Raw genomic sequence first — 21,236 nt, 5'->3', positions numbered from 1 at the left:
GCCCATGCCCGAAGTCGGTGAAGGGCCTTTGGCGCGCGTTGACGGCGGTGCTACCGTCGACGGCAGTGACTTCCACATTCTCTGCGTGACCCGCAGCTGCTGCAGCGCTTCCTGTGCGCTCCCGATGGGAGCGGTGATTCCGTGTGCCCTCCGAGGGAACTCCATGACGAGTTCCCCGGATCCGTGCCCCTCTCACCGGACTCACCCCAGGAAGATCACATGCCCTCCTCACCCCAGCACGTCACCGCGCCGTCCTCCCCTGTTCTTGAGCGGCACTCCTTGCGCTCCGATTGCAGCAGCTGCTTCGCGCTGTGCTGCACCGCTCTGGGCTTCTCGCGCTCAACGGACTTCGCCCTCGACAAGCCGGCCGGAGCACCCTGCCAGAACCTCGCATCCGACTTCTCCTGCACCATCCACGACAGGCTGCGCCCCCGAGGCTTCCGCGGCTGCACCGTCTTCGACTGCTTCGGCGCCGGACAGCACGTCTCACAGAAACTCTTCGGCGGAACCAGCTGGCGCACCAACCCAAAGACCAAGCAGGACATGTTCGCGGCGTTCACGACCGCCCGCCAACTCCACGAAATGCTCTGGCACCTCATCGAAGCAACCAGACGCACCTACGACCCGGACCTCAAGGAGCAGGCCACCGAACTCAGGACCACCATCGAGAACGCCCTGGGCGGTGACGCGCACGACGTCCTGGACCTGGCCGTGGAACCTCTCCACGAGCAGGTGCGTGGGGTGCTCATGGATGTCAGCGAGGAGGTACGAGTCGCCTACTTCGCCAATGGCGGCGACCACCTGGAGGACGCACTCACCCCCGGAGCGGACCTGATAGGCCAGAACTTCCGAGCACAGTCCCTGTGCGGAGCGGACCTGCGGGGCGCCTACCTCATCGCCGCCGACCTGAGGAACTGCGACCTCTCAGGCGCCGATCTGCTCGGTACCGACCTCAGAGACGCCCTCCTCCACGACGCCGACCTCTCCACTGCCCTGTACCTGACCCAACCTCAACTCAACGCCGCGCAAGGAAACCACAGCACCGGCCTGCCAGCCGATCTCGTCATGCCCACCCACTGGCACGAGGACTGACCGGGGCGTACGGGGCAGGAACCCCAACTGCAAGCTGGCCCTTGCGAGAATTGGCTGGTAGCCCAGCCATGGGTAAATCGGGGGGGGATGGTGACCGCTCCGGCTGAATCCGAGTTCCCAGTTCCAGGGTGCCCTCGTACAGCCAGGAGGTGGCGCTCATCTCACCCTGAGGTGGTCTGCTGGCGGCTTTCGAGGACTCGGATGGCCAGTTGCACCCGGTTGTCGATGCCGAGCTTGGTGAAGATCCGTCCGATGTGGGTCTTGACGGTCGGTAGGGACAGGAACAGGTCCTGGGCGATCTGGGTGTTGGACAGGCCTTGGGCGACCCGCTCGGCGACCTCGTGCTCGCGGTCGCTGAGTCCGACCAGCGGGTCCGGGGCGGTGGTGCGGCGGCCGTGGCGGGTCGCGACGGACACGAGCCGGCGCAGCACCGTCGGTGAGATCGTCATGGTGCCTGCTGCGGCTTGCCGGACGGAGGCGACGAGCTCGCCGGGGGGCGTGTCCTTGAGCAGGAACCCGTCGGCACCGGCTTCCAGGGCGTCGAGGACGAAGTCGTCGGTGTCGAAGGCGGTGAGCACGAGAACCCGGGGAGGGTGCGGGGTCTGGCGCAGTCGTCGGGTGGCCTCGATCCCGTCGCACACGGGCATGCGGATGTCGGTGAGCACGAGGTCCGGGACCAGGAGGGAGGCCTGGCGCACCGCGTCGGCGCCGTCGACGGCTTCACCGACGACCTCGATGCCGGATACTCCGTCGAGGATCAGTCGCAGTCCGGTGCGCATGAGGGACTCGTCGTCAGCGAGGAGCACCCGGATCGGGTCGGTCAGTTCTGCCATGGGAGCCATGCTGTCACCGTGAAGGCCTCGGCCGTGGACTGGACGTGCAGCCGGCCCTCGAGCAGCTGCACGCGCTCCTGGAGGCCGATCAGCCCGAAACCGCCGCCGAGTTCCGCGGTGTGAGCAGGTGTATGTGGATTGGTGACGGTGAGGGTGATGCCCTCGCCCCGGTCGCCGTGCACCCTGAGCTGCACCGGCTGCCCCGGGGCGTGCTTGCGGGCATTGGTCAGGCACTCCTGGGTGATGCGGTACAGAGCACGGGAGGTCACCGCGGGCACCTTCCCCACGGTGGTCTCGGCGAGTTCCCCGCCGAACTCGAGGTCGACGGTGGTTCCGGCGGCGCGGGCGGTGACGATAAGGTCCTCCAGCGCTGTCAGGCCAGGGTCTGGCGAGGTTCCCTGTCCGTCCTCGCGCAGCACCGTCAGGACGGTGCGCAGCTCCTGGGAGGCGGTGCGAGCAGTCTCGCGCAGCACCCGTGAGGTCTGCTGGACGGTGTGGGCGCCGAGGTCGGGGCGGTACTCCAGGGCCCCGGCGTGCAGGGAGATCAGGCTCAGGCGGTGCGAGAGGGTGTCGTGCATCTCCCGGGCGATACGGGTGCGCTCGGCCGCGCGCACCTGCTCGATGTGCGCTGCGCGCTCACGGCGGGCGCCGGCTGCTTCCTGCCGCAACGACTGCACCAGGGCCCGCCGGGACCGTCGGGCCGAACCGATCAGGCCCGCCACCCCTGCCACGCCGAGCACGAACAGCAGCAGCGCCCACAGCGGGAATGGGTCCCCGGGCTCCACCACGTAGGCGTTGATCCAGGCCGCCAGGGCCAGCACCGCCACGCTGGCCACGAACCAGGCCCGCGGGCGGCGGGAGGCGAAGGAGACCAGCACGATCAGACTGGCCGGGACCGCCAACGTCGACAGGGCCGTGGCGGCCACGACCACGAGGCCGGCGGCCAGCGCCCAGCCCGCCCCTGTGGCGCGGGCACCGAGCGGGGGCGTGTCTGCGTCATCTCGGAGGGGCCGCAACGCGAACGGCAGCACCGCCACGGCGAGCAGGCCGGCCAGCAGGTCACCGAACAGGATCAGGGACAGACGCAGGGCTTCAGCCTCGGGCACGGCTTCCGGGCTATCCGGCAGTGCGCTGCCGCGGACCAGCACCAGAGTCACCAACCCGGTCATCAGCGCCACCGCGACCGTGCCGAGAAGTCGCCAGAGGGGACGACGCAACCAGGTGATCATCCCCCCACCCTAGGAAAGAGCCGGGGCATCGGCTGTCGTCCGGAAGGATGAACCCGATTCATCCCTGCGCACCCTGAAGTGCACCGATGACCGATACCGGCCGGCACCACCCACGCCCACGCTGAGTCCATGAGCACACCCCACTCCCCCACCACAGAGCTGCCTACCACCGCCGTGACCGCGGCAGGGCGTCCACCGCAACCGTCCGTCGCACCTGGCACGGATACGGTGGTGCCGTACCACCGGCTGGCCCGCGCCCACTCCTCCTACCGGTGGTGGCGGCCGGTGCTCACGCTTCTCGTCACGGCGGTCGCCTGGAGTCTGCTGCTGATCGCCCTGGTGGTCACGGCGATGGTGGCCTCCGCCCTGGACCCCGCACTCGGGCTCCGCATCGACGAGGCGATGGGTCCCTCGGCGCCGCTGGACATGCACGACCCCGTCGCGGCGCTGCTGGCTCTGCTGCTGCTGGCGATCGGGCTGCCGGCCGCTCTGCTCGGTGTGCGGGTCGGCGGATGGCGCCCGGCGGGCTCGGTGTCCTCGGTGATCGGCAGGTTGCGCTGGGCACTGCTGGTCCGCTGTCTGGGTCTGGCCGCGGGGCTGCACCTGGTGGTCGATCTCGTGCTGTTCACCACCGGTGCCGGGACGTCGCCGGTGGCAGTGACCTGGGGACCGCACAGTGGATGGGCTCTGGCGGTGGCGCTGCTCGTGGTGCCTTTCCAGGCCGCCGCCGAGGAGTACGTGTTCCGGGGCGTGCTCATGCAGACCATCGGGTCCTGGCTGCGCCACCCCGTCTGGGCCATCCTGCTGCCCGTCCCCCTGTTCGTCCTCGGTCACGAGTACGGCTGGGTCGGGCAGCTCGACATCGTCGTCTTCGCGGTCGCCGCCGCCTGGCTGACCTGGCGCACCGGAGGCCTGGAGGCCGCCATCGGCCTGCACGTCATCGGCAACTGCCTGGCCTTCGTGTTCGGCGCGATCGGGCTCACCGACCTCAACGCCACCGACATCCCCCCGCTCTCGGTCGCCCTCTCGATGGGACTGACCCTGAGCTACACCGTGCTCGTGAACCGAGCCCACACCTGGTGGCGCACCCTGCCACCGACCACCGCGACCTCCGGGGCCGGTCCCCGGAGCCGGAAACGGTATCGCTGACCCCACCGCTCAACTCCCGATACGACTCTTCCCACATTGCCGCACCCCTGCCCCATCCACCCGCTCCTGGCATCGGTGCAGGGCAGCAACCCCAACCGCAACTATGGGTACTTCGCGAGATCCTGGGTGGTGAATAGTCTCCACTTTCAGCCCGGGACGTCCGATAACGCTGCACGATAGCGTCGGGGCATGGACCAACACTCCGGGGCCCATCCCGGTGACATTCGCCCTAGCGAGGACAGCGCGATACCGACCGCCAATCAAGTCGTGACTCGTTCTCTGGCCACTGCGGGACTGATGATCATCAGCTGGCCCCTGGTGGGGTCGTCGCTGTTTGATTCCGCCGGCGAGGTCAGGACACCGTGGTGGCCAGTGGTCATCGTGGTCTGGTTCACGGCGGTCATGGTCTTCCACCGGATCACCCGGGCGCCGCGCCCCCGGTTCAACGCACGTTTCGGCAGCGAATACCTCCAGAGGGCGGTCATGCACGCTGCACGTCATGGGAGGGGCCCCCGGATCCGGGAGTGCGAGCGGCTGCTGGGGTGCTCGCTTGCCGGAGTATCGAAGCCGCCGTCGGGGGCGTCGCCGTGCTCGTGGGGGTGATCATCACGGCATTCGTCTGCCCACGTGTTCCATGGCTCACCGCGTCCATCGTCTCGACGTTGTTGGTCGTGGTTTTTCTCCTGCGGGCCCGGTTGGGTTGGCGCCACCTCAACGTCGTGCACGGCCGGACGGGGACCGCCTGAGAGCCGGCTCAGTGTGAGCCGCCCACCAGACCGAGGGTGCGCCCAACCCCGGCCCTTGCTGCTACACCCGCAAGCTGGCGTCTGCGCTGACTTGCCGCCTCGGCAGAGCAACCCGGATGGTGGACAGCCGGAGCTTAGGCTCCGACCATGAACACCCCCGCGGCGGCCTCCCGGCCCTCCGACACGTCAAGTACTTCGAAACCCGGCATGGAGAGCAGCGACTGGGTCTTCATCAGCTGGATCATCGCAGCCGCCGCCTTCTTGGTCTGGGTTCTCGATCAAGCCGCACACCTGGTGACCGTCCGCGAGGGCCCGCAGTACGTCTGTGCGATGAATGGACCATCGGACAGCGCCCAAGCGCTGGGGGCTGTGGACATCGGCATCATCTCAGGGGAGAGGACGTTCTTCCCGCCCACGTTCGTCTGTGGTTATCCCACTCGGATAGGCGGACAACCCTCGATCTTCGTGGACATGTACCCGGCAGGGCCGTGGATCTTCTGGATCTCCCTGTCGGTGCTCGCTCTCGCGGCTGGGCTCGCCGTCGTGGTCCAGCGCCGGGCGCAGCAACCTTGAGCCATGAATCACCGCAGCACGTCAGGGGCTTGATCCGACCTGCTGATACGAGCCGCTGAGGAACCCCACATGCAACACGGCCGGCGTGGAACATGGTCGGTGCTGATTCCATAGTTGGGACCATGTCGATGACCTCGCGACTGACAGCGACGGATGTTGGGAAGACGGGAGCCGGCCTTTGTGATCCCTGTTGCTCTGCGCCCGCCCCACCCGGCCCAAGACAATCTCGGCAGCCGGGAGGTGGCCCGTCGGCAGCTCCGCTGACCACGACGACGCCTCCATCAATCGTTGGTGTCATCTTGGGAGCGGCCCTGCAACAGGCTTGAATCCACCGCGGTCAGTAGACGAACGTGGCCACTACAGCTCCAGGGTCGCGACCTGGGCCGAAACCGTCCGAACGTGGCCTCTGTCCTGCACCGCCAGTGGTCACCCGTCGACGATAAACGGACCGCCATGAGCACCACCGTGATGACGTCCGGCTCTGCGGACGCCGGACGCGCTCGGCGGAGGGATCGCCGCCCAGTCTGCGCCCCTCGCATCTTGCGGCCTCGCTATCGCCGGTTCCGGAACGACAACGGTGCTCGAGCCCTCGGCGATGTGGGTCCTGGCAGAAGATCCAGAAAGTGCAGGTGTCCACGATGGAATCACGACGCATGACCGGGTGGATCGGTGCTGGGTTGCTGGCCCTGCCCGTGGCCGGCCTGCTGACCGCTTGGTCCACCATCGGAGCACAACCGGACCAGACCACTGACCCCGAGGCCTGGGCGCGGTTCGTGACCTCGACCGCATACATGCTCGGCCATGTCCTGGGCAGCACGGGCGGAACGATACTGGCGATCTTCGCCACCTTCGCCCTCGGTGTCCATCTGGCCACCAGCCGGGCAGGGGGCCTGGCCGTGCCGGCCATGGTGATCACCGTTGCAGGACACACCCTCCTGCTGGTCCCTGCGGTCATCTCCACCTTCGTCGCACCCGCCGTCGGACAGGCCTATCTGGACGGCACCCCGGAGGTCATGCGGATCACCTTCCCGGACGAGATGACGGTGGCCTTCCTGCTCGGCCTGTTGTTCGCCCTCGTGGGCAACGTGCTCCTGGGCGTGGCGGTGTGGTGTTCAGAAACGCTGCCACAAGGGGCCGGAGCTCTTTGGATTCTCGCCACCGTGGTGTTCTACCTCTTGGGTGTCGTGCTCGGGCAAGCCACCACGGGCAGCAGCCTGCCCACCCAGACCATCGGGGCGGTGATGGCAGCGGTGGCCGGTGGATGGATCGCGTGGAGTGTCTTGCGTCGGCGCCCTCACGGTACGGCGGCCAGCTCGGTGCAATCCACGGCGTAGTCGTCAGCACCGGGTGCAATGCTGCGGCTTCTCGGCACAAGCCAGGACAATCCCATCCTTGAGGCGCCGTGGCGCGGATGGGCCGCGGCGAGGCCCGCATCGCGCAGGGGGAAGGTCCGGTTCAGGGCGCCGGGGGATAGTCAGGGGTCATGTCCTCGACGACGGTGTCGAGGACGGCCATCAGTTCCTGCGGTGCTTCCTCCACCACGAGATGACCGCTGCCGGGAACGACGGTCAGCTTCCTCCCGAACCTCTCGCGCACCACGGATCGCAGCGCCGCCGGCGGGAGGAAGATGTCGTGTGCCCCCACGGCCACGGCCGTCGGAGTCTTGCTCCGTCGGAACGGCACCGAGGACGGTGATCCGCTGGAGCGGCAGTGCTCAGCAACAAGAGTCATCCACTCGACCAGGGCGGGACGCGCCTGGTGATCAGGAGCCAGCATGAGCCGCAGCAACCGGACGCTCGTCGAGGGACGGGGGAAGACCAACCAGGCCCCCGCGGCGACCAGGACGGGGATACTGATGCGCAGACGGCGCAGACCCGCCGTGGAGACCAGCAGGCGGCCACCGATCAAGGGTGATGTGCTGCTCATCGCGATCGCTCCTCCGTAGGAGTGGCCCATCACCACCACCGGCCCCGAGGCCACCTGGGCCAAGAGCTCGTCGAGCCAGCGCCCGCACCACTGTTTACTGCCGGTGGCAGCATCTCGATGCCCGTCGCTGAGGCCCGGCTGTCCGGGCACGTCCACCAGCACCACCCGGTACCGACCTGCCATGACCTCCGCCAGGGGCAGGGAGGAGGCGGCGTTGAAGTTCGTGCCCGGAAGATACACCACGGTGACGTCGCCGCCACCGGCGCTGACCACGTGGGTTTCCACACCATGGGCCACCACCACCCGACAATCGTGGGGAACGTGCCAGGACTGCAACTGGCCCACGCACCAGTCACGGATCCGCTGCTGCCCCACCGCGCTCTTGTAGATCGAAGCCACAAACCACGAGCATTCCACACGGCACCGCCGCGGACACCCAGTACGGACGTCAAAATCGTCCTATCGCCCTTGCGATCACGGCAAATCCCATGTCATCCGATCGCGCATCAGTCCCGCCCCTATCGGAGCAACCCTGACGCGTGGCGCTATGGCAAGCCACCAACCGGGGCAGCTCACCGCAAGTTTTCCCGAGCACGCTGCCGAGGAACGCCCCAAGTCGAACCCCATCGCGGCGCTCTGCTCGTAGAAGCATGTGCGCAACTGATGCGCGCTCGCCCGTCTGCGTCGTGGGTGTCTCCCACCGCGGTCAGGGCGCCGTCATAATCCGCGTTGGGATTGCAGGCAGGATGGGCGGACGTAGCCTCGGAGCCACCACGTCTCGAGTTGGGAGTCGAGGCCATGTCACCAGTCACCACCCGGCACGGGCGTTCTGCTGGGCCTTCGGGATTGCGTGGTTTCATCATCCGGCGTCCAGTGGTCACGCTCGTCCTGTGTGCTCATTTGGGTCTGTGGGGGGCCATCGCCACGGTCTTGTTCCTCGGCGCGCCGCCGCGCCCGATGAGCACAGTCGGTGCGATCCTCGGCTTGGCCGTCCCGGCCCTGGCGATCACCGCAGCCCTCGAAGGCAAAGCCGGTGTGCGAGACCTGCTGGGCCGGTCGCTGCGCTGGCGCGTGAGCTGGCCGTGGTACCTGTTCGCCGTGCTCACCGTCCCGCTCGGGTCCCTGTTGCTCGCTCCCCTGTTCGCCGGCCCAGCAGTACTGGAGGTGCTGGAAGAGAACTGGCCGCTGATTTTCACCGTGTTCTTGCCGCAGGTGCTCATCAACCTCGTGACAGTGCAGATCTTCGAAGAACTGGGATGGACCGGGTTCGCCCAGCACCGGGTGCAACGTGTGCATGGTGCGCTGAAGACCTCATTGCTGCTGGGCGTGGTGTTCGCCACGGTGCATTTCCCGATGTACCTGATCGGGATGCCTCTCACGCCCCAGAGCGTGTTGGCCGTGGTGGCACTGCAGGTGATCGTCATTCCCCTGGCCTTGTCCATCAGGGTGTTGCTGACCTGGACCTACAACCGCACGGGCTTCAGCGTGCTGCTGGCCGCGATCCTGCACGCGTCGTTCAACGCCGCCAGCGACGCGGACTTCCTGCCGGAACTGGTCCCCGGCCCCGTGGCGATGATGCTGCCCCTGGCCGTCGTGGTCGTGCTCGCCGTCACGGTCATGGTCCACAGCAAAGGACGACTCGGGAACCACCCAGAGCGCCAGCCCGCGCAGTCACCATCGGGCCCGGACTGAACCACCACGCACGTGGAGTCCACCCGTTCCCCGAAGAAACAACCAGCAGACCCCACCGCCCGTCCCGTCCCGTCCCGGGAGAGGAATCAGCAACAACTTGCGTCGTGACTCATGAAAACCACACCCCACCGACTATCGCCTGGAACGCCCCCTGGGAACCTCGACGTACGCCGCGCCGCATGGGCCAGGTCCAGAAGGCCGTCGATGGCCGTCGCCAGAGGCCTCAGCGCGCGGCAGTTCCCCGGAAACGGGTCAGCGCCGAGAACCTGCCGTGTACATGACTCTCCTGCACGACGACAACGATCCGGGGCTGTACCCGGCAGGACGATTGGGCCTAACCTCAGCGCACGGGCCGGTTCCGGGGGATGGCCGCACCCGTCATGGGCGTTGCCCGATGCACTGACCCGAGGACGGGCACCGGCTGGTACATCCTGCGAGCACCTCGACCGGTTGTCGCCCCGGATAAACACATGATCGAGGTTGGACCTATGCGCAGCGTCCTCGTCCACAAGAGTTCGAGCCGGTGATGACGCCCCGGCACACCCCCGGGGTGCGGGGGCTGGTGTGCCGCCGGCCGCTGGCGGCGTTCTTTGTGATCGTCTTCGGGCTGGGGTGGCCCGTGTTGAGTGTGCCGTTGCTGGCTGACCGCGCAGTGATCGGCACTGGGGCGCTACCGGCGGAGCTGTTCGCGCTGGGGGTGACGTGGTTCCTCATGCTGCCGGCCGCGCTGTGGGTGACGGCCGTCAGCGAGGGTCCCGCGGCAGCGCGTCATCTGTTGCGCCGGTTGTTCCAGTGGCGGTTGGGCGCATGGTGGGCGATGATCCTGCTCGCGCTGCCTGCCGCCACGCTGGGCGTCGGGTTGCTGCTGGGTGGGTCCCTGAGGACCCACGACGTGGGGGCGAGCCTGTTGCAGGGAATCGTGTTGCTGGTGACTGCTGTCCTTCTGATCCACCTTTGGGAGGAGACCGTGTGGGCCGGCTTCGTCCAGATGCGTCTGGAACGGCGCCACAGCCTGGTCGTGGCGGCGTTGCTGACCGCGGTCCCGTTCGCGGGGATCCATGTGCCGATCATCCTGATCGGTGAGTCGGACGTGCTCTCAGCACTGGGCGGGGTCCTGGTGCTGGGTGCGGCGATGCGACTGCTGGTCGGGGTGTACCTGCGGGGCACCGGCGGCAGCCTGCTGGCCGCCGGGTTCGTGCACGGGGTGTACAACGCATGCAACAACAACGGGGCCCTGGTGGACGGGCTGCTCCAGGGCGCCGATCAGAACCTGGCAGCCCCCATCGCCCTGGTGGTGGTCACCGCGGGCGCCGCCGCGATCCACCACCGCAGCAAGCCTGGGCCTGAGCGACGTCGACGCCACGGCACTGGACAAGGTGGCACGGGCCGCGATCCAGGGCGAGGACACCAGCTGGCTGATGCCAATAATGGCGGCCCTCGTGCACCTCGGGCTGCCCAGCCCCGTCGGACTCCACACCATGGGTAAGCCATGGTTACGCGCGCCAGCTTTCACGCGCATGGGCACCATCGGAAGGACTGACGGTGCACCACGGACCCGTGGTCCATTCGACGGCCCATCACCAGGGCATCGACCGGGAGCTCGAGCAACACCACGACCGGCCCGGTCGAGGGGCATCCCACGGAGGATCCCCTGATGCACTTCCATCAAGGACATCTGGAGGGTCCACATGAACGACGTCGCCGCAGAAACGACGGAGGTGCTGGTGGTGGGGGCCGGACCCACGGGACTGACGCTGGGGTGCGATTTGCGCCGGCGGGGCATCGGCTGCCGGGTCATCGACCGGGTCGCCGAGCATCATGGGAGTTCTCGGGGTAAGGGCATTCAGCCGCGCACGCTGGAGGTATTGGCCGATCTCGGGGCGATCGAGCCGATCATGGCGCAGGGCTGGTCGCGGAACATCCGGGTGCGCTGGCACGTGAGCGGGAAGCTGCTGGCCGACCTGCACCTGCCCGGCCGGGACCCGCTCCCGGAGGTCCCCTACCCGAATCCGGTGCTGATCCCGCAGTGGCGCACGGAGCAGATCCTGCGCGCCCGCCTGGAAGACCTCGGTGGCAGCGTGGAACTCGGTCAGGAACTACAGCACCTCACCCAGGACGAGTCCGGGGTGACCGCCACGATCCGGGACACCCCCACGGGCAGAACACGAACGATCCGCAGCCGCTATCTCATCGGTTGCGACGGCGGGCACAGCCGGGTGCGGCAACTTCTCGGCACCACGCTGATCGGCGACACCCATACGGAGCACTTCGCCTTCGGGGACGTGGAGATCAGCGGCCTGGACCCGGAGGCAGCCCATGTCTGGTTCGACGCCGACCGCTACGTGGCCGCCAGCCCCTTCCGTGGTCAACGGGCCTGGCAGGTCCAGGCCAGCGTGTTACCGGATGAACACGGCCAGGTGGAGCCGGCCGGCCTGGAGTTCTTCCAGCGGATGTTGCGAGAACGCACCGGTCGGACCGACATCCACCTGTCGCATCCGACGTGGTTGTCGAACTTCGTCAGCAATGTCCGGATGGTCGAGCACTACCGGGTGGGCCGGGCCTTCCTAGCCGGTGACGCCGCCCACGTGCACAGCCCAGCCGGGGGCCAGGGCATGAACACCGGCATCCAGGACGCCTACAACCTCAGCTGGAAACTGGCCCTCGTCCTGCGGGAGAAGTCCGGGGACCAGCTGCTGGACACCTACGAGGAGGAACGCCGACCCGTCGCCCGCGCGGTGCTGAAAGGCTCCGATGCAGGGCACACCGCGGTGTTCTCCGCGCATCCGGTCATGACCGTTGTCCGTGAGCGTCTGCTCATGCCGCTGCTGCGACTGCCACGGATCCAACAGGCGATTCTGGCCGCCGGCGTTCAACTCGACATCAGCTACCGCCGCTGCTCGCTGGCCGTGGACGTCTCCAGCGCCTCGTCAGCGCCCCAGGCGCGTCCAGGGAGGTGGCGCCGGTTCGGCCGCGGGCCACGCGCCGGTGACCGGGCGCCCGATGCGCTCCTGAACACTCCCGGCCGCACCGAGCAGAGACGGCCCTTCGACCACCTGCACGGACCGCACTTCACGGTGGTGCTCTTCGACACCGGAGTGGATACCCGAGCCGCGTCCCAGCACATGATCGCCCTCGCCGACCGGCTGGACCAGCTCTACGGCTCCGACGTCGCCACGCTCCTGGTACTTCCCGACGCCGACGGGTCCGCAGCCGCCGACCTGCACCACACCGTCCTGCTGGACCCCACGCTGGAGGCCTCCCACCGGTACGGGGTCAACCGGCAGGCCATCTACCTGATCCGATCCGACGGATACATCGGTCTGCGCACCCCGCACCTGGATGAACACGCCCTCACCGATTACCTGGACACCCTGCTGCGACCCAGCCGGCTCGCACCCGACTGATGGAATCCAGGACACATCCCCCTGCCCGCGGAGGGACTGTGGCACTGCCCCGCCCAGGCATCAGCCCTCGGTGCGGCCTGTTCCAACCGGCACACCCTTTCACAGGACAGGCTCCAGCAATGCGCGCCCAGCAGCCCTCTGTCCGAGTGCCTCGACGTCAGGACCAGGTGGCCTTCGTGAGCAGGGGGAATACAGGGTTGAAGTCGCAGCTCGTGGTGCTGTTGGCCATGACGACGATGCCCAGATCCCGGTCGGGATACAGGCGCATGACGTTCCAGGATCCGGCACCGGCCCCGAAGTGCTCCACCCGCTCCTGCGGGCCGGGACCGGGGCGGCGGAACCACCCGATGCCGTGGTGGAACGGCTTGCCCGGGTGCTCGACCACGCGCATCGCGCGGGCCGTGTCCGCGGAGAGACCGGCACCAGGGCTTCCTGCACTGCGGGGTCCTGGAGCAGGAGGTCTTCCTCTGCCGGTGGCTGCCAGTACCGGGCTTCATCGACCGTATCGTGCAGGGCGGTGATCAACCGGGTGCGGTCACCCACGGCTGGGGCCGGGTCGATACCGGACAGCTGGTGGACGCGCTGGGCCGTGGGCGAGGAGACCGCCTCCCATGCCCAGGCCGGGGTGGGCTCGGTGCTGGGAAACAGCACCGCCCAGCACGACCGGCGGCCTCGCGGCCCAACCAGCAGGTCCCCGTGGTAGGTGCCCACGGCACGATCCTGGAGACGGCGCCATCAGCCCCCTGGGCCATCCATCACGTGTTGCCGCCTCGAGGCCCGAACACGAACCGCACCGCTCGACGGTGGACCGGTGTCCGCCCGAGGACGGCTCCGGCGGAGCACAGCCATGCCCGGACCGAGCGGGCATGCCGGTCAGCACGGCCACCGGCGCGACACGCCCGCCGCGCCACGGCAATGCCTCTTCACTCCGTGTAGACATCGGGTGTATAGATAGGGGCATGAACAACGCGCTGACCCTGCTGGGGCTGCTGCGGCGGGAGCCCAGCTACGGGTACGACCTCAAGCACTCCTACGACCGGTACTTCGGCTCGCAGAAACCGCTGGCGTTCGGCCAGGTGTACTCCACCCTGGCCCGGATGATCCGCGACGAGCTCATCCGGGCCCTGGGCGAGGAGCCGGGGGCGGGACCGGACCGGAAGAAGTACGAGATCACCGACACCGGACGCGCCAGGGTCCAGCAGTGGCTGTTCACCCCCGAGGTGCCCGCCCCCACCCTGCAGAGCGAGCTGTTCGCCAAGACCGTGGTCGCCCTGCTCGTCGACGACGACGCCCAACGCCTGCTGGACGCCCAGCGCGCCGAGCACATGACCCGGATGCGTGAGCTGACCCGTCTCAAGCGCGAGGGGGATCTGCTGCAGGTGCTGATGTGCGACCACGGGATCTTCCACATCGAGGCCGATCTGCGCTGGATCGAGCTCACCGGTGCCCGCTTGACCCAGCTGAAGAAGGAGCTGTTGACCGCATGATCCCCACTCCTGCCCCTGTCCCCGCCGCCTCTGCCGTTCCGCCCTCCTCCCCGGCCGTCCTGCTGTCGGTGCGCCAGGTGCACAAGGACTTCGGGTCCACCCCGGCCCTGCGCGGGATCGACCTGGACGTGGCCCCCGGGGAGGTGCTGGCCGTGATGGGGCCCTCCGGGTCGGGGAAGTCCACGCTGCTGCACTGCATGGCCGGGGTGCTGACCCCGGACCGGGGCACCGTGACCTACACCCGCCCGGGCGCCGGGACGGCAGCGGTGGTGCTCAGCGCCCTGGACGAGGCGGCGCGCTCCGGACTGCGGTTGCGCGAGTTCGGGTTCGTCTTCCAGTACGGGCAGCTGCTGCCCGAGCTCAGTGCGGTGGACAACGTCACCATCCCGCTGCTGCTGGCCGGCACCCGGCGCCGGGTCGCGAGGTCGGCAGCCAACGAACTGCTGGAACGCCTGGGCCTGGCAGGACAGGGCGAGAAGCATCCCGGGGAGCTCTCCGGGGGCCAGGCCCAGCGGGTGGCGATCGCCCGGGCCATGGTGGGGTCACCGGCGGTGCTGTTCGCCGACGAGCCCACCGGGTCCCTGGACTCCCTGGCCTCGGAGACCGTGCTGGAGCTGATGCTCGAGCTGGTGCGCGAGACCGGGACCACGGTGGTGATGATCACCCACGATCCCCGCACCGCCGCCTACGCCGACCGGGAGGTCGTCGTGCGCGACGGCACGATCACCTCCGGTCAGGCCGTGCTCGCCCACGAGCCCACGGGCGGGACCGGTCGGGGGGCCGCGGCATGAACCCGGTGACCGCCCGGCTCGCCCTCACCGGTGCCCGCTCCTCCGCGGGACGGCTGGCCGGGATCGCCGGCGGGGTGGCGATCGGGGTGTGCCTGATCCTGTTGCTGTGGGCGGCCGCCCAGGGGCTGTCCGATCGTGATCAGCGCGCCGCCTGGCTGCGTGAGGAAGGCCGGTCCCCCTTCTCCGTACCAGCCGACGTCGATGGCACGGCGACGGAGGGGCAGCCCCAGCTGCTCCCGCTGACGGCGGAGACCATCCTGGTCGGCCGGGCTGACGACGTCTTCCAGGACCGGCTCATCCAGCGACGCGATATCGCCGCCACCGAGAATTCCACGGTGCACATCCCTGGGATCGGTTCCGCCCCTCAGCCGGGAACCTATTACGCTTCCCCAGCCCTGCAGAAGCTCATCGAAACCACCCCGGTGGATCAGCTCGGGGACCGCTACGGGACCTACGCGGGCACCATCGACGACACCGCCCTGGCCGGACCGGACTCCCTGGTGGTGATCACCGGGGCCACCGAGGACCAACTCCGCCAGACCATGGCCCTGGCCCTGGTGTCGGACTTCACCTCCAACCCGTACGGGGACAACGCCACCACCTACGCCACGCTGATGGCACTGGGCGGAATCGCCGTCCTGTTCCCCGTGCTGCTGCTCATCAGCATCAGCACCCGGCTGGGCGCGACCCAGCGCACCGAACGCTTCGCCACCCTGCGCCTGATCGGGGCGACCCCTCGCACGGTGGCCGGCATCGCCGCCGCCGAGACCGCGGTTCCCGCTCTGCTCGGGGCGGTGGCCGGGGTCGCCGCCGCTTCCATCCTGCGTCCGGTCACCGCCCAGGTGCCGGTCGGTGAGAGTCGGCTCTACGTCCACGATCTGGCCGCCGGCCCGGTGCTGAGCACCGCCGTGGTGGTCCTGGTCGTGTCCGCCGCCATCGCAGCGGCCGCCTGGGGCACCGCCCGCGCGGGGATCGGCCCCCTGGGCGCGGCCCGCGCACGCCGGGAACCCACCCCGAGAGCGTGGCGGGCGCTGCCCCTGCTCACCGGGCTGGCGGCGATGACGGCCGCCGTGGTAGTGGCCCGTGTGGATTGGCCGTGGGCCTACGCCGTCGTCCAGCTGCTGCTGATTCTCGGCTTCGCCCTCACCACGGTGGGCCTGGTGGTCATCGGCCCCTGGCTGACCCTGCTGGTGAGCCGGATCGGTCTGGCCCGGGCCTCCAGCGCGGCCGCGGTGATCGCCGCCGGCCGGATCCGCAGCACCCCGGTGGCGACCTTCCGCGCCGTCTCCGGACTGGTCGTGGCGGTATTCATGGTCTCCGCCTTCGCCGGTGCCTCCAGCGCGGTGGACCAGGCCGAGCTGCCCCCCGCCCGGCCCGGACTGATGCTGCCCACCAGCGTCTACGCCTACCTCGGCGACCGGACCGACCCGGCCGAGGCGCAACAGGTCGCCACCAGGATCGAGACCCTTCCCGGGATCTCCTCCACCGCGGTGCTCTACGACCGCCCCGCCTCCGCGTCCGGGTCCGGGTCCGACGACAGCAATGTCTACCTCGCCGCCGAGGACGCCTCCGGCCTCGGCTTCGAAGACCCCGTGACCGGACCGGTGGCGGTCTTCGACGACGACTTCTTCACCCCCTGGGCAGAACAACCCCTCCCCCTGAAAACCTCTTCCCTCCAGGACGTGAACTCCCTGCAGCTGTTCGCTGTGGTGATCAACACCGACGGCACCGCCGAAGCCATCGACCGAGCCCGCACCGCCCTGAACACCTCCGGCATCACTTCCAGTCCGGCGACCTCCCGCGCAGACGTCACCGCCACGCAGACCACCCGCCTGATCCACAGCCTGTCCGTCCTGGCCCACCTGGGCACCTTCGTGGCCGTGATCATCGCCGGGATCTCCCTGGCCGTCGCCACCGGCGCGGCCATCATCGACCGCCGACGCGCACTAGGACTGATGCGCCTGATGGGCATGCCCCTCTCCGCCCTGCGCGGGATCATCGTCCGCGAAGCGGCCGTGCCCCTGCTGTCGATACTGCTGCTCTCCGCCGCCCTGGGATTCCTCGCAGCCTGGCTGGTCGTGGAAAGCCTCCATGACACCTACTCGGTCAGCTGGCCCGGACAGGCCTACTTCGCCACCCTCGGCCTCAGCATGGCCCTGGCGCTGGCCGCCGTGGCCGCCACCTTCACACTGCTCCGAGCCAACACCTCCATCACCGCCACCCGCTTCGAATAGGAACCCCAACTGCATCGTCGTTCCCCCGGGCAGTGTCCGGTAGCCGGGCCACATGGAAAGCGGACTGTCTGCAACACCCGTGCTGGCCGTGGCCTTAGGTGCCTGCCGTATTCCTGTGAGCCACCCCTGGAGCAAGCCAGGTCAGATGACACCTGATGATGCGGCAACCCCGGGGTCGTTTAGAAGCTATGTAACGGCAGAGCGAACAGCTTTCTCCCATGGGCCGCCCAATGAGGCGGCGTGAATCACCAACTGGCCTCATAGAAACTAGCCACCAGGCACATCCTCCACACCCATTACGCCGTTCGTGAAAACAATACCGCCCTCGCTGTCTCTGGCCTTGGCCAACATCGCCGGGTCGTAGAACCGCTCTTCTTGGTGATAGATGTTGTTCGCCCTATTGACATCAAATATGTCCTGCCCCAAGTCAACGGTGGCCTCCATCTTGTACTTGGTGTCCAAGTCTTCATTGAAGTACACCAAGTTGGCCCGCGTCGGAGTTGTCTCCACAATATCCCCGGGTCGGATTCCTTCGGCAACAGTGGAAACCCTTTCGTTATATCGGGTCTGGGCCCCGCTCCTGTAGGTGATGCCTAGTACGAACTGGACGAACCTTCTCTTAGTGGCCCTGCCGTCATTTCCCACGAATGCGTTTACGCTCAACACACCACCAACGTGATCCAAAACTATGTGAAATCCTTGAACGACATACAGGTCGTAAATGCGGAACTCATTCGGTGCAAATACTTCTTGCGCATCCCCCTTTTTTATGGACCTCGATGCCGTCTTGTCAGAAGCGATCGAATCAGTCATTGCGTACGCCCCTCATTTCACTTCGGTGATCATGAACAGGGCAAAGGGATCATGAATGCTATATGCCCAGACGAGGTACGGACCCGAGACAAAATGTATCCAGCATTTCATGCATTCATATTTCCACAGTGGGTCACCCAGGCGATCTAAACTGCTTGTCCCAGGGATCAGCAAGTGGAAGAGCCTCACTCTTCTCCCCACAGTGGAGGACATGGAGCAGTAGAGGCAATGGAGCAGAGTGGGATTGAGTGGCGCAGAGCCGTTGCAGAACCGTGATCGCGTTACAAGGTCCGACCACCCGAGATGGTAGAAACGACCATCCGTCGCTGATGGGGGGCTTCGGGAAGGCCGTCTCCGCCGTGTGCGCGGCACGCTGTCGAAGCCCATCCTGCTCAAACCGTCTACGGCCTCGAGGTCCGCTGCATGGTGTCGCGCAGCACCTGGTAGAAGGCGGTGGTCACGCTGTGGCCGAAGGCCAGCAGGATCCCGACGACGGCCAGTGCGGCCAGTGCGGCCAGTGCGGCCAGTGCGGCCAGTGCGGCCAGTGCGGCCAGTGCGGAGTAGACCACCACGGCGACCGCATGGACTGGCCCACCAGCATCACCGGCTGACCGTATGCCACCCTGTCGATCACCACGACGACGTCGTCGACGAAGGCGCACCGGCCCATCTGGGCCGACACCGGGGTGCCGCACCCCGGTCCGCACTGGTCCACCAACACGCAGCGAACAATCAGCCCACAGCGCCCGGGCCGAGGGCACGAGTTCCCCGGCACTGCCGGCCAACCCGTGCAGGAACACCGCCCCAGGAGCAGCACACCGGTGTCCGGACAACTGATCCGCACCCCGGGCCGATCCACCGCCCACGCGTGAGTTCCACGATCTCGACTCTCCTTCAGTCACCTCTCCCGCAGCACGGTCCGCCGCTGACCGGCCATATGCAAAGCCCCCCGCCACTGGCGGACGCACCCCGCGCCCCGGAAGGATGGGCACATGAGCACTCCTGATCAGCCGCGTCCACCGCTTCCGCCCTTCACCCACGGGAGTGCCCTCGCCAAGGTCCAGGCCGCCGAAGACGCCTGGAACAGCCGTGACCCCGAACGCGTCGCCGGCGCCTACTCTGTCGACACCGAGTGGCGCAACCGCGACCAGCACATCCGCGGGCGTGAGGAGGTCGTCGCCTTTCTCACCGACAAGTGGGACCACGAGCTCGACTACCGCCTGCGCAAGAACCTCTGGTCCTTCACGGACCACCGGATCGGAGTCCGGTTCCAGTACGAGTGGCACGACACCGGTGGGCAGTGGTGGCGCTCCTACGGCAACGAGCTGTGGGAGTTCGACGCACTCGGCTACATGAGCCGCCGCGAGGCCTCCATCAATGACGTCGCCATCGACGAGTCCGACCTGCGCGTCACTCCCGGCGAGGGCGAGCTTCCTGTCTGGTGACGATGGCGGGAGTCCCTCCCCTGCCACTCACAGCATCCGCGGACGGCCAACCTTGTGGCTGACCATTCCCGGGTCCGGGGAACGACGTGTCTCACGCCCATGCCGCTGGCCCCGAAACACTGTCTGCACGTTGCCGGCCTGGTCGTCGACGGCGGGTGGCCGAGCAGCAAGGTCGCTGCTCGATCCACGTCTCGTCACCGACCGTGACCCGTTCGCACAATCTGCGTCACCCGACGATGCCCGGATGGGAACCCCTAGTGCCGTACGAGGTAGGACCAGGCTGTTGTCCGTTGCATGCTGCTGGATTGTCTTTGCGCAGGAGGTTCAACAGCCGATTCCCTCTGGCCGAGGACGGGTGACATGTCGCGTCGGTGGAGACATTGTCTTCCGCGACGGACGGAGCGGCCCTCGGGTGCCGTGGGTGACACACGGGCCATCACGGAGGGCTCGGGCGGCGACCGTCACAGTGAACCTCAGACCGCCTTATGTGCTGACGACCTGGCCAAGGAGAGTGGCTTCACTGGGTGCCACGCACAGCTACCGGGCCAGTAGTCTGCTGCCATGCCTCAGCCGCCACCGTTCAGTCCCACGGTCATGCTCTTGACGTTGGCCTCCTCTTGGGAATCCGCGTTGACACAAGCGCTCAGACCACTGGGACTGACCACACGCAAGTACGCGCTGCTCGGACACATCCGGGCCACTCCCGGCATCTCCTTCAGCGAACTCGCCCGCCGATCCCGCATCACGACACCGAGTGCCCACGGTGCGGTGTCGGGCCTGGCCGCCGACGGGTGGGTGGAGGACGTCACCTCCCGCGCGGGAGCGGCCTCTCGCCTGCGCATCACCCCGGCCGGTGAGCAGCTGCTGGCGGAGGCCGCGCAAGAGGTCGCCGCCCTCGATGCCGATCTCGCCCTGGCACACCCGGGAGTCACGCAGGCCCTGCACAGCCACTACCTGGAGATGGCAGACAGATCCCCCAACCTTTAGCTAGGCTAAAGGTATGGAACCATTCCTTCTCACGGGGCACGTGCTCGCGGGCATCTTGTTCCTCGGCCCGATGGCGGTCACCACGAGTCTCTTTCCGCGCTTGGCTGCGGTCGTGGCGGACGCCGCGACCGAGCGGGACGGTGAGCGCAGCGCAGCGCCCGCGCAACTGCTGCACCGGATCACCCGCAAACACGGTGTCCTCACGCCGGCCGCACCGGTCATCGGACTCGCACTGGCAGGGGCCCAGGATCGCCGGAGCGAGGTCCAGATCGTGGCTGCCATGGATCTGACCGCCGCTGCCGGGGGCTTGGCGGCACTGCGCACCATGCCTGGCCAACAAGAGTCGCTGCAGACCCCGGTCGATTCCGCCAGGTTGACATGGCGCACCCGCATCCTTGCCCTCGCACCGGTCATCGGTGGCCTCTTTACCCTGGTCAATGTGCGGAGAAGGGGCCACCGGTGAGCCTCCGACACTTCTTCCGCCGCCCTCCGGCCGTCACCGTCCAGCAGGCCATGGAGCTCCTCGAGGCCGGCGCACTCGTCGTCGACGTGCGCCGGGATCAGGACTGGCGCCGCCACCACATCCCCGGTGCCAAGCACATTCCACTGGACCAGCTTGAGGAACGCGCCCAGGAACTGCCCGAGGACCGCCTGCTGATCACCTTCTGCACCGGAGGACTCCTCTCCACCGGTGCAGCGAACCTCTTGGCCGACCTGGGGTTCGACGCCATCAACATGGCACGCGGACTCATCGACTGGCGCGCGGCCGGCGGACCCCTCACCAGTGGAACCGATTGAGCACTGCCGCATCCATGGACCGACCCCGCCTGCGGCA

The 21,236-nt window shown here is 67.8% G+C and carries 20 protein-coding genes; 14 read left to right on the top strand and 6 right to left on the bottom strand.

Annotated elements, in window-relative coordinates; genetic code table 11:
- Nucleotides 1-219 precede the first annotated feature (219 nt).
- Nucleotides 220-1,092: a pentapeptide repeat-containing protein gene (locus RE027_RS14165; protein ID WP_368808915.1), complete on the top strand. Its 873-nt coding sequence runs from the start codon at nucleotides 220-222 to the stop codon at nucleotides 1,090-1,092.
- Nucleotides 1,093-1,253: 161 nt separating this feature from the next.
- Here RE027_RS14165 and RE027_RS14160 read toward each other — a convergent pair whose 3' ends face one another.
- Nucleotides 1,254-1,925, bottom strand: a complete 672-nt coding sequence (locus RE027_RS14160) for a response regulator (RefSeq protein WP_368808914.1) — start codon at nucleotides 1,923-1,925, stop codon at nucleotides 1,254-1,256.
- Entirely contained in the window at nucleotides 1,913-3,154 is a 1,242-nt protein-coding gene (locus tag RE027_RS14155) for a sensor histidine kinase (RefSeq protein ID WP_368808913.1), read from the bottom strand. Before RE027_RS14155 ends, RE027_RS14160 begins: the two co-directional genes overlap by 13 nt.
- 231 nt (nucleotides 3,155-3,385) lie before the next feature.
- Between RE027_RS14155 and RE027_RS14150 the strand changes: the two genes are divergently transcribed.
- The 3 genes from RE027_RS14150 (at nucleotide 3,386) to RE027_RS14140 (ending at nucleotide 6,956) form a co-directional block, all read left to right on the top strand.
- Nucleotides 3,386-4,303 carry a CPBP family intramembrane glutamic endopeptidase gene (locus RE027_RS14150; protein WP_368808912.1) on the top strand — a complete coding sequence of 306 codons (918 nt, stop codon included), beginning with the start codon at nucleotides 3,386-3,388 and terminating at the stop codon, nucleotides 4,301-4,303.
- A gap of 953 nt (nucleotides 4,304-5,256) precedes the next feature.
- Nucleotides 5,257-5,622, top strand: a complete 366-nt coding sequence (locus RE027_RS14145) for a hypothetical protein (protein WP_368808911.1) — start codon at nucleotides 5,257-5,259, stop codon at nucleotides 5,620-5,622.
- A gap of 629 nt (nucleotides 5,623-6,251) precedes the next feature.
- Entirely contained in the window at nucleotides 6,252-6,956 is a 705-nt protein-coding gene (locus RE027_RS14140) for a hypothetical protein (RefSeq protein WP_368808910.1), read from the top strand.
- A gap of 121 nt (nucleotides 6,957-7,077) precedes the next feature.
- On the opposite strand, the gene RE027_RS14135 is transcribed toward RE027_RS14140, so the two are convergent.
- Nucleotides 7,078-7,947: an alpha/beta fold hydrolase gene (locus RE027_RS14135; protein ID WP_368808909.1), complete on the bottom strand. Its 870-nt coding sequence runs from the start codon at nucleotides 7,945-7,947 to the stop codon at nucleotides 7,078-7,080.
- Between the two features lie 474 nt (nucleotides 7,948-8,421).
- Between RE027_RS14135 and RE027_RS14130 the strand changes: the two genes are divergently transcribed.
- The 3 genes from RE027_RS14130 (at nucleotide 8,422) to RE027_RS14120 (ending at nucleotide 12,644) form a co-directional block, all read left to right on the top strand.
- Nucleotides 8,422-9,240 (top strand): CPBP family intramembrane glutamic endopeptidase, encoded by an 819-nt coding sequence (locus RE027_RS14130; RefSeq protein ID WP_368808908.1) that lies wholly within the window; start codon nucleotides 8,422-8,424, stop codon nucleotides 9,238-9,240.
- A gap of 526 nt (nucleotides 9,241-9,766) precedes the next feature.
- Entirely contained in the window at nucleotides 9,767-10,726 is a 960-nt protein-coding gene (locus RE027_RS14125; protein ID WP_368808948.1) for a CPBP family intramembrane glutamic endopeptidase, read from the top strand.
- 202 nt (nucleotides 10,727-10,928) lie between these two features.
- On the top strand, nucleotides 10,929-12,644 hold the full coding sequence (locus tag RE027_RS14120; protein WP_368808907.1) for an FAD-dependent monooxygenase: 1,716 nt from the start codon (nucleotides 10,929-10,931) through the stop codon (nucleotides 12,642-12,644).
- 157 nt (nucleotides 12,645-12,801) lie between these two features.
- Here the strand turns inward: RE027_RS14120 and RE027_RS14115 are convergent, their stop codons facing one another.
- Nucleotides 12,802-13,035 carry a hypothetical protein gene (locus RE027_RS14115; RefSeq protein WP_368808906.1) on the bottom strand — a complete coding sequence of 78 codons (234 nt, stop codon included), beginning with the start codon at nucleotides 13,033-13,035 and terminating at the stop codon, nucleotides 12,802-12,804.
- A 568-nt stretch (nucleotides 13,036-13,603) separates the two neighbouring features.
- On the opposite strand from RE027_RS14115, the gene RE027_RS14110 reads away from it, so the two are divergent.
- The 3 genes from RE027_RS14110 to RE027_RS14100 are packed head-to-tail and all read left to right on the top strand — an operon-like array spanning nucleotide 13,604 to nucleotide 17,156.
- Nucleotides 13,604-14,131 (top strand): PadR family transcriptional regulator, encoded by a 528-nt coding sequence (locus RE027_RS14110; protein ID WP_368808905.1) that lies wholly within the window; start codon nucleotides 13,604-13,606, stop codon nucleotides 14,129-14,131.
- Nucleotides 14,128-14,922: an ABC transporter ATP-binding protein gene (locus tag RE027_RS14105; protein WP_368808904.1), complete on the top strand. Its 795-nt coding sequence runs from the start codon at nucleotides 14,128-14,130 to the stop codon at nucleotides 14,920-14,922. The genes RE027_RS14110 and RE027_RS14105 overlap by 4 nt, the downstream gene beginning before the upstream one ends.
- On the top strand, nucleotides 14,919-17,156 hold the full coding sequence (locus tag RE027_RS14100; protein ID WP_368808903.1) for an ABC transporter permease: 2,238 nt from the start codon (nucleotides 14,919-14,921) through the stop codon (nucleotides 17,154-17,156). Before RE027_RS14105 ends, RE027_RS14100 begins: the two co-directional genes overlap by 4 nt.
- Nucleotides 17,157-17,423: 267 nt before the next feature.
- On the opposite strand, the gene RE027_RS14095 is transcribed toward RE027_RS14100, so the two are convergent.
- Nucleotides 17,424-17,969: a hypothetical protein gene (locus tag RE027_RS14095; RefSeq protein ID WP_368808902.1), complete on the bottom strand. Its 546-nt coding sequence runs from the start codon at nucleotides 17,967-17,969 to the stop codon at nucleotides 17,424-17,426.
- A 401-nt stretch (nucleotides 17,970-18,370) separates the two neighbouring features.
- A complete protein-coding gene (locus tag RE027_RS14090; protein WP_368808901.1) occupies nucleotides 18,371-18,541 on the bottom strand; it encodes a hypothetical protein in 171 nt (56 codons plus the stop codon).
- A gap of 420 nt (nucleotides 18,542-18,961) precedes the next feature.
- Between RE027_RS14090 and RE027_RS14085 the strand changes: the two genes are divergently transcribed.
- The 4 genes from RE027_RS14085 to RE027_RS14070 all read left to right on the top strand — a co-directional run bounded on the left by RE027_RS14085 (nucleotide 18,962) and on the right by RE027_RS14070 (nucleotide 21,199).
- Nucleotides 18,962-19,414, top strand: a complete 453-nt coding sequence (locus tag RE027_RS14085) for a nuclear transport factor 2 family protein (protein WP_368808900.1) — start codon at nucleotides 18,962-18,964, stop codon at nucleotides 19,412-19,414.
- A 630-nt stretch (nucleotides 19,415-20,044) separates the two neighbouring features.
- On the top strand, nucleotides 20,045-20,401 hold the full coding sequence (locus tag RE027_RS14080; RefSeq protein ID WP_368808899.1) for a MarR family winged helix-turn-helix transcriptional regulator: 357 nt from the start codon (nucleotides 20,045-20,047) through the stop codon (nucleotides 20,399-20,401).
- A 13-nt stretch (nucleotides 20,402-20,414) separates the two neighbouring features.
- A complete protein-coding gene (locus RE027_RS14075; protein ID WP_368808898.1) occupies nucleotides 20,415-20,864 on the top strand; it encodes a hypothetical protein in 450 nt (149 codons plus the stop codon).
- The gene (locus tag RE027_RS14070; RefSeq protein ID WP_368808897.1) at nucleotides 20,861-21,199 is read left to right on the top strand and encodes a rhodanese-like domain-containing protein; all 339 of its coding nucleotides are present in this window, start codon (nucleotides 20,861-20,863) and stop codon (nucleotides 21,197-21,199) included. The genes RE027_RS14075 and RE027_RS14070 overlap by 4 nt, the downstream gene beginning before the upstream one ends.
- Nucleotides 21,200-21,236: the final 37 nt, after the last annotated feature.

Source organism: Kocuria sabuli, assembly GCF_040981185.1.
Taxonomy (GTDB): domain Bacteria; phylum Actinomycetota; class Actinomycetes; order Actinomycetales; family Micrococcaceae; genus Kocuria; species Kocuria sabuli.
This window is presented reverse-complemented; position numbering and strand designations above follow the sequence as displayed.